Source organism: Paraburkholderia sp. BR10936, from assembly GCF_040965735.1.
Classification (GTDB): domain Bacteria; phylum Pseudomonadota; class Gammaproteobacteria; order Burkholderiales; family Burkholderiaceae; genus Paraburkholderia; species Paraburkholderia nodosa_A.
The window spans coordinates 343,285-357,868 of sequence record NZ_JBFRCM010000003.1; the positions used below are offsets into that span (position 1 = coordinate 343,285).

The window sequence follows — 14,584 nt, forward strand, 5'->3', positions numbered from 1 at the left end:
TCACTCCGCGAGCGCGAGCGTTTGCGCGATGCGTTGCGCGTCGAGCTGCGCTAGGTCGTCCTGGTACTTCAGCAGCACGCCTAGCGTGTCCTGCACCGACTGCGGATCGAGTTCCGTCACGGCGAGCGCGCTAAGCGCGCGGCACCAGTCGATCGTTTCCGCAATGCCGGGCGCCTTGAAGAGATCCATCGTGCGCAACTGGTGCACGAACGCCACGGCGCGTTGCTGCAAATCCGCGGCGGTTTCAGGCGCGCGCGCGGCCACGATCGCGAGTTCGCGTGCACGGTCAGGGTAGCCGAGCCATTGATAAAGGCAGCGCCGCTTGAGCGCGTCGTGCACTTCGCGCGTGCGGTTCGACGTGATCACGACGAGCGGCGGCGTGCTCGCGCGCACAGTGCCGTATTCGGGAATCGATACCTGGAAGTCCGAAAGGAGCTCGAGCAGGAAGGCTTCGAACGGTTCGTCGGCGCGGTCGATTTCGTCGATCAGCAGCACGCGGCGCGCGCCCGGGTTTTGCGGGTCGGGTTGCAGCGCCTGGAGCAGCGGGCGCTTGAGCAGAAATTCGTCGCGATAGAGCGTGTCGTTGCGGGGCTTTTCGCCGGCGGCTTCGGCCAGTCGCAGCGCCATGATCTGGCGCGGATAGTCCCACTCGTATAGCGCGCTGGCTGTATCGAGTCCTTCGTAGCATTGCAGGCGCAAGACCGTTGTGCCGAGCATCGCCGCCGCGGCCTTCGCGAGTTCGGTCTTGCCCACGCCCGGCTCGCCTTCGAGAAACAGCGGGCGTTCCATGCGCAGCGCAAGAAAGAGCGCCGTGGCGAGTTCGCGGCTCGCGAAATAGCCGTGCGCTTCGAGTTGTGCGAGGGTGTCGTCGATCGAGGCGGATTGCATGCGGGATTCTGGCAACGCGAATCAAAGGCGGCGAGCGCTCCCATGTTCACCTGGAAGCGCTCGCCCTCGGGACCAGCCTAGCCGTTGGCCTTCGCCACCGCGCGCGCCGCAAGCACCGGGATGAGGTGCGCGCGATAGGCCGCGCTCGCGTGCAGGTCGGTGTTGAGGTCGTCGGCGGGCATCTTCACCGCGCGTGCGGCTTCGGGCGCGAAGTTCGTCTTCAGTGCGCTTTCCAGCGCACCCGCGCGAAATACCGAAGGCCCGGCGCCCGTGACCGCCACACGCACCTCCCCGGCGTACTTTGCGACGAACACGCCCGCGAGCGCGAAGTGCGAGGCCGGATTGCGAAACTTCTCGTAGGCCGCGCGTTCGGGCACCTGGAATTCGACGGCCACGATCAGCTCGTCGGGTTCCAGCGCCGTTTCGTACATGCCGAGGAAGAAGTCGTCCGCTGCGATGCGCCGCCGGTCCGTCACCACCGTCGCGTTCAGCGCGAGCACCGCAGCGGGATAGTCGGCGGCGGGATCGTCGTTCGCGAGCGAGCCGCCGAGCGTGCCGAGCGCGCGCACCTGGCGGTCGCCGATCATGCCCGCGAGGTCCGCGAGCGCCGGCAGCGTGTTGCGGATCTGCGCGTTTTCGGCGACGTCGGCATGGCACACGGCCGCGCCCACTTTCACCACCTTGCCGTCCACCTGCACGGCTTTCAGCTCGGGAATGCGCGTGACGTCCACGAGCGTGGTGGGCTGGGCGAGCCGCAGCTTCATCGCCGCGAGCAGGCTCTGGCCGCCGCCGAGGAATTTGGCGTCGGCGTCGGCCGCGAGGGCTTTCACGGCGCCTTGCGCGTCGCTGGCGCGCTGATAGTCGAATGCGTACATGGAGCGCCTCCGCTCAAGGTTGCGAAGTGGCCTGCGCGGCCTGGATCGCTTGCCATACACGATGCGGCGTGGCCGGCATCTGCAGGTCCTTCACGCCTAGCGGCGCGAGTGCGTCAAGAATCGCGTTGATCACGGCGGGTGGCGAGCCGATCGCGCCGGCTTCGCCGCAGCCCTTCACGCCGAGCGGATTGTGCGTGCACGGCGTGCCTTTCGCGGTTTCGACCGTATACGAAGGCACATCCGACGCGTGCGGCATCGCATAGTCCATGTACGAGCCGGAGAGCAACTGGCCACTCTCGTTGTCGTACACGCACTGCTCGAGCATCGCCTGGCCGATCCCCTGGCCGAGACCGCCATGCACCTGGCCTTCGACGATCATCGGGTTGATGACGTTGCCGAAGTCGTCGACCGCGGTGAAGCGTTCGATGCGCGTCTCGCCCGTCTCGGGATCGACTTCGACTTCGCAGAGATACGCGCCCGACGGATAGGTGAAGTTGGTCGGATCGTAGAACGCGCTTTCGTCGAGGCCGGGTTCCAGCGTCTCCAGCGGATAGTTGTGCGGCACGTACGCGGCGAGCGAGATTTCCGCGAAGGTCTTCGTGCGGTCGGTGCCCGCGACGCGGAACACGCCGTCGGCGAACTCGATGTCCTCCGCGCCCGCTTCGAGCATGTGCGCGGCGATCTTCTTCGCCTTCGCCTCGATCTTGTCGAGCGCCTTCATGATGGCCGAGCCGCCCACCGAGATCGAGCGCGAGCCATAGGTGCCCATGCCGAACGGAATGCGGCCCGTGTCGCCGTGCACGATCTCGACCTGTTCGATCGGCACGCCGAGGCGATCGGCCACGACTTGCGCGAACGTCGTCTCGTGGCCCTGGCCGTGACTGTGCGAGCCCGTGAACACGGTGACGGAACCGGTCGGGTTCACGCGGACCTCGCCGGCTTCGAAGAGGCCCGCACGCGCGCCGAGCGCACCCGCGATGTTCGACGGCGCGAGCCCGCATGCCTCGATGTAGCACGAGTAGCCGAGACCGCGCAGTTTCCCCTGCGCCTTCGATGCGTCGCGGCGCGCGGCGAAGCCCTTCACGTCGGCGAGCTCCAGTGCGCGCCCGAGACAGGCTTCGTAGTCGCCCGTGTCGTAGGTGAGGCCAACGGGCGTGGCATACGGGAAGCTCGTGATGAAGTTGCGGCGGCGGATTTCGGCCGGGTCGATGTTCATCTCGCGCGCGGCCGTCTCCACGAGACGTTCGACCACGTAGGTCGCTTCCGGACGCCCTGCGCCGCGGTACGCATCCACGGGCACCGTGTTCGTGAACACGGCCTTCACCTCGGCGTAGATCGCGGGCGTGGTGTACTGGCCCGCGAGCAGCGTGGCGTAGAGGATGGTCGGCACGCTCGAAGCGAACGTCGAGAGATACGCGCCCATGTTCGCCGTGGTGTGCACGCGCATGGCGAGGAACTTGCCGTCCTTGTCGAGGGCGAGTTCGGCCTTGGTCACGTGGTCGCGGCCGTGCGCATCGGAAACGAAGGACTCCGATCGTTCGGCGGTCCACTTCACCGGCCGGCGAATTTTCTTCGCGGCCCACGTGAGCGCGACATCTTCGGCATACAGAAAGATCTTCGAGCCGAAGCCGCCGCCCACGTCGGGCGCGACGATGCGCAGCTTCGTTTCCGGCAGCCCGAGCACGAACGCGGCCATCAGCAGGCGCTCGACGTGCGGGTTCTGGTTCGCCACGTACACGATGTAGCTGTCGTCGTGCTGCGAGTAGCTCGCGTTCACGGCGCGCGGCTCGATGGCGTTCGGTATCAGCCGGTTGTTGACGATGTCGAGCGTCGTCACGTGCGCGGCCTGTGCGAAGGCGGCGTCGGTCGCGGCCTTGTCGCCGTGGCCCCACGTGTAGCAGGTGTTGTTCGGCACGCCGTCGTGCACGAGAGGCTGGCCGGCGTCGGCGGCGTGCGCCGTGTCGACGGCGGCAGGCAGCTCTTCGTAATCGACCTCGACCAGTTCGGCGGCATCCTTCGCGGCCTTGACCGAATCGGCGATCACGAGTGCGACCTGGTCGCCGACGTGGCGCGCTTTCTCGTGCGCGATCACGGGATGCGGCGGCTCGTTCATGGGCGTGCCGTCGATGCTGTGGATGAGCCAGCCGCACGGCAGGCCGCCCACGTTTTCCGCGGCGAGGTCCGCGCCGGTGAAGACCGCCACGACGCCGGGCGAGGCCTTCGCGGCATTGACGTCGATGCGCTTGATGCGCGCATGGGCGTGCGGCGAGCGCACGAACACGGCGTAGGTCTGTGCGGGCAGCACGACGTCGTCGGTGTACTGGCCGACGCCGGTGAGGAAGCGGAAGTCTTCCTTGCGCTTGACGGGTGCGCCGATCATGCGATTGGGTTCGGGTGCGTTCATGGTGGCCTCCCGAGTCACGCCGTCGTGGCGGCAGCGGGGGCGCCGGTGCGCATTGCCTGCGCGCCCGCGGCCACGGCCTTCACGATGTTGTGATAGCCCGTACAGCGGCAGAAGTTGCCGTCGAGTCCTTCGCGTATGTCGCTTTCCGTGAGGTCGGGATTGGCGGCGGCGAGCGCGGTCGCGCACATCACCATGCCGGGCGTGCAGAAACCGCATTGCAGGCCGTGGCATTCGCGGAACGCGGTCTGCATGGGATGCAGCTCGCCATTCTTCGCGAGGCCTTCGATCGTCGTCACCTCCATGCCGTCGCACTGCACCGCGAGCTGGTTGCACGACTTGATCGCGCGGCCGTTCAGGTGGACGGTGCAGGCCCCGCATTGGGCAGTATCGCAGCCGACGTGCGTGCCGGTGAGACGCTGCTGTTCGCGCAGGAACTGGACGAGGAGCGTGTGAGGTTCGACCTCGGCGGTCACGGGCGCGCCGTTGACCGTGAGGCTAATACTGATCGCCATTGATTGTCTCCAATGTCGACCGGAGCACGGCGCTGCGTGTGGCTCCGGTCCCATGCCAGATGATGGGATAGAGACCTGCCTGGGCCCGCTTTTTTACACTGAATCGACCGCTATAACCGCCCGTGGGAAAACTCGCCCGTTTAACGCGTTGCGCCTCAACGCGCGCGCAACGCACGGCGCCACGCAAACCACGCGGGGCGCTTCGGGCGGATCGAACCATTGCGGGTGGAGCGGAATCTGGGTCCGGCTGGTGCCTTGCTGTTCAGTGAAGCCTGGGGTGACGCCCGGACAGTAAAGCACAATTTGCCGAATTTCGCTGCGCGGAGTTTTACCCTCCAGAATGCTTGCGGCCAGCAAAAAAAACGGCCCGCCTCGATGGCTCGGGCGGGCCGTTGCGTTGCAGTGCAGCGATGAGTCACCGCGAGATCACGCGCATCAGTCGTGATGCACGTGCTCGTGCGGCGCGTGCGCGAGACGCGAATGGCGACGCGAGTAGCCGAAGTAGACGATGAGGCCGAACGCGGTCCAGACCAGGAACGCGACCCACGTGAGCGGCTGGAGATTGATCATGAGGAACAGGCACGAAGCGACCGCGAGAATCGGCACCACGGGCACACCCGGGCAGCGGAACGCGCGCGGCAGGTGCGGGTGCGTACGGCGCAGGACGAGCACGGCGATCGACACCATCGAGAAGGCGGCGAGCGTGCCGATGTTGATGAGTTCGGCGAGCACGTTCAGGGGCACGAGCGCGCCGATCAGACCAAAGAAAATGCCGACCAGCCAGGTCGTGAAGAACGGCGTGGCGAAGCGCGGATGCACCTTCGAGAGCTTCGCGGGCAAGAGACCGTCGCGCGACATCGCAAAGATGATGCGGGTCTGGCCGTAGCTCATCACGAGGATCACGGTGAGCATGCCGAGCACGGCGCCCAGATCGATGAAGCCCGCGACCCAGTTTTCGCCCGCCACCTGCAGCGCGAACGAGACCGGGTGGCCGACATGGGCGAAGCGCGGCGAGGGCACGATGCCGGTCACGACCGCCGCCACGGCGACGTAGAGCACCGCGCACACGGCGAGCGAGGCGATGATACCGATGGGCAGATCGCGCTTGGGGTTCTTTACTTCCTCGGCGGCGGACGACACCGAGTCGAAGCCGATGAACGCGAAGAACATCACCGCCGCGGCGCCGAACACGCCGCGCCAGCCGTTGGGCATGAACGGATGCCAGTTCGCGGGGGTCACGTGGAACACGCCCACGGCGATCACGAGCACCACCACGGTCACCTTGATCGCCACCATGATGTTGTTGATGCGCGTGGATTCGCGCACGCCCACGGAAAGCAGCCCCGTGATCGCCATCATCACGAGGAAGGCGGGCAGATTGAAGAGCGTGTGCACGCCGGGCACGGCGCCGGGCGCGGCCGAGAGCGCGGCCGGCAGCGTGAGGCCGAAGCCCGAAAGCAGCGACTGCAGGTAGCCCGACCAGCCCACCGAGACTGCGGAAGTGGCGAGCCCGTACTCGAGCATCAGGTCCCAGCCGATCACCCACGCGGCCAGCTCGCCGAGCGTGGCGTACGAATAGGTGTAGATCGAGCCGGCCACGGGAATGGTCGAGGCGAACTCGGCGTAGGCGAGCGCGGCGAAGCAGCAGGCCACGGCCGCGATCAGGAACGCGATCATGAGCGCCGGGCCGGCCTGCACGGCGCCGGTGCCGGTCAGCACGAAAATGCCGGTGCCGATGATCGCGCCGATGCCGAGAAAGGTGAGGTCAAGTGCGCCGAGTGCTTTTTTCAGGCCGGCGCCCTGGGCGCTTGCCTGCAACATGTGCTCGACGTTCTTCTTGCGAAAGAGGGACATTTGGCGGGGAACTCCACGTAAAACGCGCGAAGGCGAGGAGCTGGAGCGGTGGTTGACCCGTGGTTGACCCATGATTGACCTACGCCCGCCTGCGCCGGCTTCGCGTGCCGGATGCCTTTGGGGGAAACCCTAAATTTTAGCGGAACTCGCGCGCGAGACCGGTCGAGCAGGGTCGGAAACGTTCGTTCGACGCGGACGATTCCGCCGCAATCCGCGACGCCCGCGCGCGATCCTTGCGGGGACCCGCGCAAACGGCGAGATTCATTTCCGGATCAACGGGTTGTGGCGAAAGGCCGCCTTGATGCCGCAGGGGCGCCGCAACGTCAGGCGTTGACGGTAGGCGAAAGGTCGACGAGCCGGTTGCTCATCACATAGAAGGTCAGCTCGGCGTTATTGGTGAGCTTCATCTTTTCGAGCAGGCGCGTGCGGTAGACGCTCACGGTCTTCACCGACAGCGAGAGCGCGTGCGCGATGTCGGTGAGACGCTTGCCCGAGGCGAGCATGCACAGCGTCTGGTATTCGCGGTCGGAAAGCTTCTCGTGCGGCAGTTGCTCGCCGTCCACCAGCACGTAGTCGGCGAGCGCTTCGGCCATGGCCGGGCTCACGTACTTGCGGCCCGCGGCGACCTGCTGGATCGCGGAGATCATCTGCGCGGCGTCCACCGTCTTCGACAGATAGCCGGCCGCGCCCGCCTTCAGCGCGCGCACCGCGTATTGATCCTCGCGATACATCGAGAACATCAGCACTGGCACGCGCGGCGCCTTTTTCTTGGCGCGCTTGAGCACCTCCACGCCATTCATGTCCGGCAGCGAGATGTCGAGCAGGACCACGTCGCACACATGCTTCGCGATCGCGGCCAGCGCCTCGGCGCCCGTTTGCGCTTCGATCACCTCGGTGGCAATGCCGCGGTCGAGCAGCAACTGGCGAACGCCCTGGCGCACGACGGCATGGTCATCGACGAGCAGGATGCGATGGGTCATGAGCGGGCGCCTTGTTTCATGAGGAGGGGCGAGGCGGAATGGGCGGCGCCGAGCAGCGCGTCCCAGGCGAAGCGCGCGCGCACGGTCGTGCCGCGCGGGGCGGCTTCCTGCAGTGCGTCGTCGTGGTGCGCGTGCGTGATGCCGCCCTTGACGGCGCGCAGCGAGCCGCCGAAGGCGGCGCAGCGCTCGCGCATGCCGGCGAGGCCGTAGTGGCCGGTGCGGCTCGCGCCTTTGTCTGTGCTGTCGTCGCCATGACCGTTCGTCAGGCTGCGGCGCGGGCGGCCCGCGGCGCGCGCGAGGCCGATGCCGATGCCGTCGTCGGCGATGGTGAGCGTGAGGTGGCGCGCCGTGCTTTCGAGCCGCACCTCGGCGCACGTGGCCTGCGCGTGGCGCGCCACATTGGCGAGCGCCTCCTGGGCGACGCGGAACACGGCGAGCGCGGCCTCGGCGGGCAGGCGGGCAAGGCGCGCGTCGTCGCCGGCGCCGGCTACGCTTGCGGCGAGGCCCGTGCGCGCTGCGAAGCTGTGCACCCACGACGAGAGCGCCGGTGCCAGGCCCGCGTCGAGGTGCGGCGCGTGCAGGCCGTCGAGCACCTGGCGCATTGCGCCGGTGGCGGCTTCGAGCGAGCGGGCGACGAGCGCGAGCGCCTCGGCGCATTGCGGCGGGGCATTGGCGGGCAGCCAGGTGTGGACGTTGGCGAGCGCGAAGTGCGTGGCGGCGAGTTCCGCGCCGACGCTGTCGTGCAGGTCGCGCGCGAGCTGGTGGCGCACGGCTTCGTCGGCGTGAATGGACTGGGCGGCGCTGCCGTGGGCAAGCGTGCGGCTCGCGCGGCGGTGTGCGCCGCGCGCTGGCGCGGCAATCTGCCGATGTGCGCGCTCGAGGCCTTCGAGCGCGGCCACCGTGGCCGCCTGGTCGGCGGCAGCGGACCAGGCGAGGAGGGCGAGGCCGTCGACGCCATGAGCGGCGCGCGGCGCATCGCCGGCGGGCGTGCGCGCGTTCGGCGCGGCGTATCTCGACGTATCCATCATTCCCCCGTTCAGGAACCGGTTCCTGCTGTCAGACGTCCGTCGGGATTTGGCTTCCCCGCGTGACGGCGAACAGCACGGCGCAGCGTAACGAAATTTACAACCAGTAACAACCTGGCTCTGCCCCTGGACACGTATGAGTGTGTCCAATGTTGCGTTGCGATAATATCTTAAAAAAAGAAAAACTTCAGGCTGGGCAAGGGTTAGCGGCCAAACTTCAGGTGTAGCATGAGGTCGCAGCGCTTTGTCATGTAGGAAAAATACTGACAGGAAAGGTATCGCATTTGTGTGACAACTGTAACTGCGTCAACGACAAAATACAGGGCCAATTAAAAATGCGCAGGCGAAAAAAAACCGGAGCACGAGGCTCCGGTTCTTCTTGTCGCGAGCGACCTGACGCGGGCGCTTAACCGACGAACGCCTTTTCCACCACGTAGTGACCCGGCTGGTTGTTGCTGCCTTCCGTGAGGCCGGCCTTTTCCAGCAGATCGACGGTGTCGCGCAGCATGTGCGTGCTGCCGCAGAGCATGATGCGGTCGCGCTCGGGCGAGAACGACGGCAGATCGAGGTCTTCGAACAGTTTCTTCGTGTCGATCAGCTCGGTGATGCGGCCGCGGTTGTCGAACACTTCGCGCGTGACGGTCGGGTAGTACACGAGCTTCTCGCGCACGATCTCGCCGAGGTATTCATGCTCGCGCAGCTCTTCGGTGATGAAGTCCTTGTACGCGAGTTCGTCGACGAAACGGCAGGTGTGCGTGAGCACGATCTTGTCGAAGCGGTCGTAGATGTCCGGGTCTTTGATGATCGACATGAACGGGGCGAGGCCCGTGCCGGTCGAGAGCAGCCACAGCACCTTGCCGGGCAGCAGGTTGTCGGCCACCAGCGTGCCGACGGGCTTCTTGCCGATCAGCACCTTGTCGCCGATCTTCAGGTGCTGCAGGCGCGACGTGAGCGGGCCGTCCGGCACCTTGATGCTCAGAAACTCCAGATGTTCTTCGTAGTTCGCGCTCGCGAGCGAGTACGCGCGCATCAGCGGCTTGCCGTCCACTTCGAGGCCGACCATGGTGAACTGGCCGTTATCGAAACGCAGGGCCTGGTCGCGCGTGCAGGTGAAGCTGAAAAGCGTGTCGGTCCAGTGATGGACGCTCAGAACGGTTTCTTCGGTGAATTTGCTCATGGTTCCTGAAGTGCGAAACAAGCGCCGCCTGACTGCGGCGATCCTGCCGGCCTGCTGTCCAGTACAGCGTAGCTTTGACGATATGCCCGGGACCCGTCGGCCTGGCTTTACGCCACGGCAGGCAAGTCCCTGTTGTTTTGCCAGTTTGCCCCGCTGCGAACGGGGCGCAATCCGCTATTTTACCGCGCTCGCGCCGCAAGGACCCGGTCGATCCTGCTTGTCGATCTGCCTGGACCGGGTTGGGTCCGCTGCGCGGCAAGGGAGGGTGGCTCGCTGCGGCGGTGTGCTGGCGTCCGCGCGCGGGCGCAACACGCTTTCGCGGGGACGGCTGGCGACGGCAAAAGGGGGCGGCGGGTCAAACTTCACCCGGCCTCGCGGGCCGGAGCGGAGCTTGCCAGGACCCGCGAGAGCGGGTTCTCCTGCTGCTGGCGGCACGCGCCGGATTGCGAAAACGCGATCGGCTTGTGCGAATTTTCCGCTAAATGATACCGGAAGGTCTGACAGCCCGCAGCATTGACCCTGCTGGCGGGGCTGTTTCGGCGCGGGTTTTAGGCGCCGATGCGCGCGCAATGGCGCCATTTTCGACGCTGCAGCGGTGCTGCGACGGTGCGCCGCGGCGCGCGAGACAGCGTGGCGAAGTAATGCATCTGAGGAGACCTGACGAAACGCGCGGCGCGCGCGACGCGACATATTAGCGCGGGCTTGCACGCGCCGTGGGCCGCGATCGGGGGAGTGGCGCGCGGATGCTTCGGTGGAACCGCGCGCCGCCATTGCTGCCTGGTGCGTCAGTCTTCGAGCCGCAGGCGCGCCATATACGGCAGATGATCGGAGAGCCAGGCGGTCTCCTGCGCGGGCTGGATCAGCTCGACGGGCTTGAGGCCCCGGACGAACATCTTGTCGAGCGCGAGCGCCGGCGAAAAGGCCGGAAAGGTGCGCGCCGGCTCGCCGAGCAGCGTCGCGACTTCCTGCAGCCCATGCTCCGCGAAAAGCGGCACGGAATCGTTGCGCCAGTCGTTGAAGTCGCCCGCCAGCACGAGCGGCCCCTGCGGCGCCTCCTTCACGATCCAGTGCGCGATCCAGTTCATCTGCCGCAGCCGCGCGCTGCGGGTGAGCGCGAGGTGCGCGCACAGCAGCGTGACGGACTGGCCGGCTATGTTTGCGCGCGCAACGAGCAACCCGCGCCGCTCGAAGCGGTGCGCAGAAATGTCCCAGCGTCCGCCCAGATCGAGCGGATGCGGCGAAAGAATCGCATTGCCGTGCCGCCATGAAGGCTTGAACACGTTGGGCCCGAGGGCGATCTGCAATTCGAGCGCGGTGGCGATTTCGGTGGCCTGGCAGTGCCAGACGTCGTCGAGCGGGTCGCCCAGCTGCGCGCCGAAGGCCGAGGCGAGCACCGGCTGCGGCAAGCGGCGGGCCATCGCTTCTTGGAGAAACCAGGCGTCGGCATGGGTGGACTGCACCCAGCGCCGCATCGCCTCCCAGGCCTCGAAGCCCAGCGGCGAGCGGCCCTTGTGCAGATTCCAGCTCACGGCGACGAAGTCTTTGCTCAGTGAGGTGTCGATGAGCGGTTGTTCGGGATTTCGCATGCGTTTTTTTCTAACGGTTTGGGTCACGCCGGGTCGTGCATTGAATTGTTGCGGTCACTGTGCGGATGCGGACGGCGGCGCGAGCGTTGCGCGTACCCGGTACGCAAGCGAGGGGTTCTGGTCGACGATCTGCCAGGTCACCCACTGCCCATCGGGCACGATCAGGCCCGGGTGGCTCGCGTTCACCTGGCGCGGCTGCGGTGGCAGCCGGCAGCCTTCGGGCGTAGTCGGCACGGTGTCGTTCTCGAGAGTTTCCTGCGCGTCGACCGACAGGACGACCAGGTTCGCACGAACCTGCAGCGGCGAAACGGTGATCGTGCGCGAGAGATCGATGCTGCCGGCCGGCTGATCCTTGCAGCCCACGCGGTGCGAGACGACCTTGTGATGCGTGTCCGTGTGCGCCTGGCCGATCGAGGTCGTGCCATTGAACGCGTCGATTTGCTGGCCGTCGCGCATCACCTGCAGCTCCCACTGGACAGCGCCCTGCGTGACAGGAGCGGGCGCACCGGCGGTCCCGGCGGGTGCAGTGGGCGGCGGCGGGGGCGGTGGCGTCACCGCGCGTGAGGTCGGCGGCGGGGGAGGCGGAGGCGGCTCTGCCGGCGCTTGCGTGCCCGGCAGGATGGGCGGCTCCGAAGGCGTCGTATAGGCCGGCTGCGCCGTTGTTTGCGCCAGCGCGCACACGCTCGTTCCGGCGAGGGCGGCGAAGAGCAGCAGGGCAAGGCAATGTTTCCACAACTTCATATAGGTGGCTCCGTGCACGGCGCCGCGCGAGGCGACAGTGTCGGCAACGCTACGGCGGGGCGGGTACGTTCTGACCATCGATCCTATACCGGGTTCGCAAACGCCGGACCGCAGCGGTTCATCAGAGATGGGGGCGCGGCAGGCGCGCTTCAACCATCGCGCGCCCAGTGATTGGTTATTGAAGCGCAACAAACATAAATAACTTGGGGTGTTCTGTCGAAAATTGTTGTCGTGGCTGCAACGCTGACTTGTTCCTTATCGGGATGGCTTTTCGATAGCCCGTGTTTACACTGGCTTCCACGCGCCAAACGCGTTGTCCGGATTCCGCCGGCTGGCCAGCATCGGTTGCAAAGCTTGCCGGGCATCGTCTCGAAGGAGCATCGCCATGAAGCAGTCCGTTACGCTTGCTGTCCTGCTGGTCAGCGCCGCCACCGCTCTTGCCACTGCGCCCGCGTTCGCCGGCGGCGATGCGGCGACGCCGGCGGTTCAATCGCTTCCCGTCGCGGCGGTCGCCACGAACGCCCCGAAGACGCGTGCCGAGGTGAAGGCCGAGCTGGCCAGCGCCCGTGCTCACGGTGAACTGAGTCTGGACCCGAATTCGCCGGCTTATCCGCAGCAATACGCGATGGGCGGCTATACCGCGCCTCGCGAGCAGGCCGCAGGCTTTTTCCGCGCACACAACGTCGCCAACTGACGCTTCGGCGCATGCGCGCCGACAGCCCTGCTCTGTTCCCTTCCGCTCTTTCCTTGCGAGAGTCTGGCGTAGCCTCCCCGCCGGGCGGCGTACAATTTTTGTCAGGCGGCGGCGCGCGTGGTGCGCTGCCCACCCCATGGCAGAGAGGATCGCGGTGCGGCCGGCTTGCCTGCCGGCGCTGCGAAGGCGGGACGCAGGGACATGGACCAGATCGAATGCGTGGTGATCGGCGCGGGCGTGGTCGGCCTCGCCGTTGCGCGTGCGCTTGCCGCGCGCGGGCGCGAGGTGATCGTGCTCGAAGCCGCCGAGGCCATCGGCACCAGCACCAGTTCGCGCAATAGCGAGGTGATTCACGCCGGGCTCTACTACCCGCGCGGCTCGCTCAAGGCCACGTTGTGCGTGCGCGGGCGCGAAATGCTCTACGAGTACTGCGCGTCGCACAATGTCACACACGCGCGCTGCGGCAAGCTGCTCGTCGCCACGGCGGCGAACCAGATTCCGCAACTCGAGGCGATTCGGGCGCGCGGCAAGGAAAACGGCGTGTTCGACCTCACGCGCATCAGCGGCAGCGAGGCGCTCGCGCTCGAACCGGCGCTCGAATGCGTCGCGGCCGTGTACTCGCCGCAAACCGGCATCGTCGACAGCCATCAGCTCATGCTCGCGCTGCAAGGCGACGCGGAGCGCGACGGCGCCGTGATCGCGCTGAAGTCGCCGGTCGAGTCGATCGATGCGCTGGGCGGCGGCTTCACGGTGCGAACCGGCGGCGACGCGCCGATCGACATTCGAGCCACCTGCGTCATCAATAGCGCAGGCCTCTATGCGACGAAGCTCGCCAAACGCATTCGCGGGCTCGACGCGCGCCATGTGCCGCCGTTCTATCTGGCGCGCGGCAATTACTTCAGCGTTTCGGGTCGGGTGCCGTTCTCGCGCCTCATCTATCCGATGCCCAACGACGCGGGCCTCGGCGTGCATCTCACGCTCGATCTGGGCGGCCAGGCGCGCTTCGGCCCCGACGTCGAATGGATCGATGCGGTCGATTACGACGTCGATCCCCGCCGCGCCGATTCCTTCTACGCGCAGATCCGCACCTACTGGCCGGCGCTGCCCGATGGCGCACTGCAGCCCGCTTACGCGGGCATCCGCCCGAAGCTCTCCGGGCCGGGCGAACCCGCCGCCGACTTCATGATTCAGGGCGCGGCGTCGCACGGCGTGCGCGGCCTCGTGAACCTGTTCGGCATCGAGTCGCCGGGGCTCACGGCTTCACTGGCGATCGCACAGCGCGTGTGCGAGATGGCTTCGTTCGATTGATCGGGCTTTGCGCCCTTCTTCCGCCGAGCGGCATCATGCCGCTCGCTTATCTCCGGCATTGCAGCGTCACCGGGGCTTGCTTCGTTGTTAAGCTTCTTCGCGACGCCGCCACCAGAGCGGCTCAGAGGCATGCGCGGCACGCGTCACACCATAGCGCCGCGCGAAAACCCAGCGAACGAATCGCCACAATACTGGAGTGAGTCATATGAAATCGTCCCGCCGCAGCTTTCTGATTACGAGCATCGGCGTCGCGTCGACGCTCGCGCTTTCGCGCCAGGCCTTCGCCGACGCGCCCAAGGCTGCCGAATCCGATCCCACCTCCCAGGCGCTCGGCTACAAGCTCGACGCGACCAAGGTCGACCGAGCGAAGTTCGCGAAGTACGCCGCCGGCCAGGACTGCAGCAACTGCACGTTCTACCAGGGCAAGGCCACCGACGCGTTCGCGCCGTGCCCGATGTTCGGCGGCAAGCAGGTCGCGGGCAAGGGCTGGTGCAGCGCTTATAACAAGAAGGCGTGATGGAACGGTGCGGGCACTGCAAC

Annotated in this window: 12 protein-coding genes and 1 pseudogene; 3 read left to right on the forward strand and 10 right to left on the reverse strand. The window is 66.7% G+C overall.

Annotated elements, in window-relative coordinates:
* The 10 genes and pseudogenes from AB4Y36_RS08085 to AB4Y36_RS08130 form a co-directional block, all read right to left on the reverse strand.
* Complete coding sequence (locus AB4Y36_RS08085) at nucleotides 1-888, reverse strand: AAA family ATPase (RefSeq protein WP_368682690.1); 888 nt, start codon at nucleotides 886-888, stop codon at nucleotides 1-3.
* Nucleotides 889-965: 77 nt separating this feature from the next.
* Nucleotides 966-1,763 (reverse strand): xanthine dehydrogenase family protein subunit M, encoded by a 798-nt coding sequence (locus AB4Y36_RS08090; protein ID WP_324162975.1) that lies wholly within the window; start codon nucleotides 1,761-1,763, stop codon nucleotides 966-968.
* 13 nt (nucleotides 1,764-1,776) lie between these two features.
* Complete coding sequence (locus AB4Y36_RS08095) at nucleotides 1,777-4,167, reverse strand: xanthine dehydrogenase family protein molybdopterin-binding subunit (protein WP_069265217.1); 2,391 nt, start codon at nucleotides 4,165-4,167, stop codon at nucleotides 1,777-1,779.
* A gap of 14 nt (nucleotides 4,168-4,181) precedes the next feature.
* Nucleotides 4,182-4,679, reverse strand: a complete 498-nt coding sequence (locus tag AB4Y36_RS08100; protein WP_069265216.1) for a (2Fe-2S)-binding protein — start codon at nucleotides 4,677-4,679, stop codon at nucleotides 4,182-4,184.
* Between the two features lie 435 nt (nucleotides 4,680-5,114).
* Nucleotides 5,115-6,533: an amino acid permease gene (locus AB4Y36_RS08105; RefSeq protein WP_368682691.1), complete on the reverse strand. Its 1,419-nt coding sequence runs from the start codon at nucleotides 6,531-6,533 to the stop codon at nucleotides 5,115-5,117.
* A gap of 323 nt (nucleotides 6,534-6,856) precedes the next feature.
* Nucleotides 6,857-7,513: a response regulator transcription factor RqpR gene (gene rqpR, locus AB4Y36_RS08110; RefSeq protein WP_069265214.1), complete on the reverse strand. Its 657-nt coding sequence runs from the start codon at nucleotides 7,511-7,513 to the stop codon at nucleotides 6,857-6,859.
* Complete coding sequence (locus AB4Y36_RS08115) at nucleotides 7,510-8,538, reverse strand: sensor histidine kinase (protein ID WP_368682692.1); 1,029 nt, start codon at nucleotides 8,536-8,538, stop codon at nucleotides 7,510-7,512. Before AB4Y36_RS08115 ends, rqpR begins: the two co-directional genes overlap by 4 nt.
* 406 nt (nucleotides 8,539-8,944) lie before the next feature.
* Nucleotides 8,945-9,715 carry a ferredoxin--NADP reductase gene (locus tag AB4Y36_RS08120; protein ID WP_069265213.1) on the reverse strand — a complete coding sequence of 257 codons (771 nt, stop codon included), beginning with the start codon at nucleotides 9,713-9,715 and terminating at the stop codon, nucleotides 8,945-8,947.
* A gap of 785 nt (nucleotides 9,716-10,500) precedes the next feature.
* Nucleotides 10,501-11,301, reverse strand: a complete 801-nt coding sequence (locus AB4Y36_RS08125) for an endonuclease/exonuclease/phosphatase family protein (RefSeq protein ID WP_069265212.1) — start codon at nucleotides 11,299-11,301, stop codon at nucleotides 10,501-10,503.
* Between the two features lie 54 nt (nucleotides 11,302-11,355).
* Nucleotides 11,356-11,778 (reverse strand): annotated as a pseudogene (locus AB4Y36_RS08130) (hypothetical protein); the annotation flags it as partial.
* Between the two features lie 649 nt (nucleotides 11,779-12,427).
* Between AB4Y36_RS08130 and AB4Y36_RS08135 the strand changes: the two are divergent.
* The 3 genes from AB4Y36_RS08135 to AB4Y36_RS08145 all read left to right on the forward strand — a co-directional run bounded on the left by AB4Y36_RS08135 (nucleotide 12,428) and on the right by AB4Y36_RS08145 (nucleotide 14,561).
* On the forward strand, nucleotides 12,428-12,736 hold the full coding sequence (locus AB4Y36_RS08135; RefSeq protein WP_069265211.1) for a DUF4148 domain-containing protein: 309 nt from the start codon (nucleotides 12,428-12,430) through the stop codon (nucleotides 12,734-12,736).
* Nucleotides 12,737-12,937: 201 nt separating this feature from the next.
* Nucleotides 12,938-14,044, forward strand: a complete 1,107-nt coding sequence (locus AB4Y36_RS08140) for an NAD(P)/FAD-dependent oxidoreductase (RefSeq protein ID WP_069265210.1) — start codon at nucleotides 12,938-12,940, stop codon at nucleotides 14,042-14,044.
* Between the two features lie 205 nt (nucleotides 14,045-14,249).
* The gene (locus AB4Y36_RS08145; RefSeq protein WP_069265209.1) at nucleotides 14,250-14,561 is read left to right on the forward strand and encodes a high-potential iron-sulfur protein; all 312 of its coding nucleotides are present in this window, start codon (nucleotides 14,250-14,252) and stop codon (nucleotides 14,559-14,561) included.
* Nucleotides 14,562-14,584 lie beyond the last annotated feature (23 nt).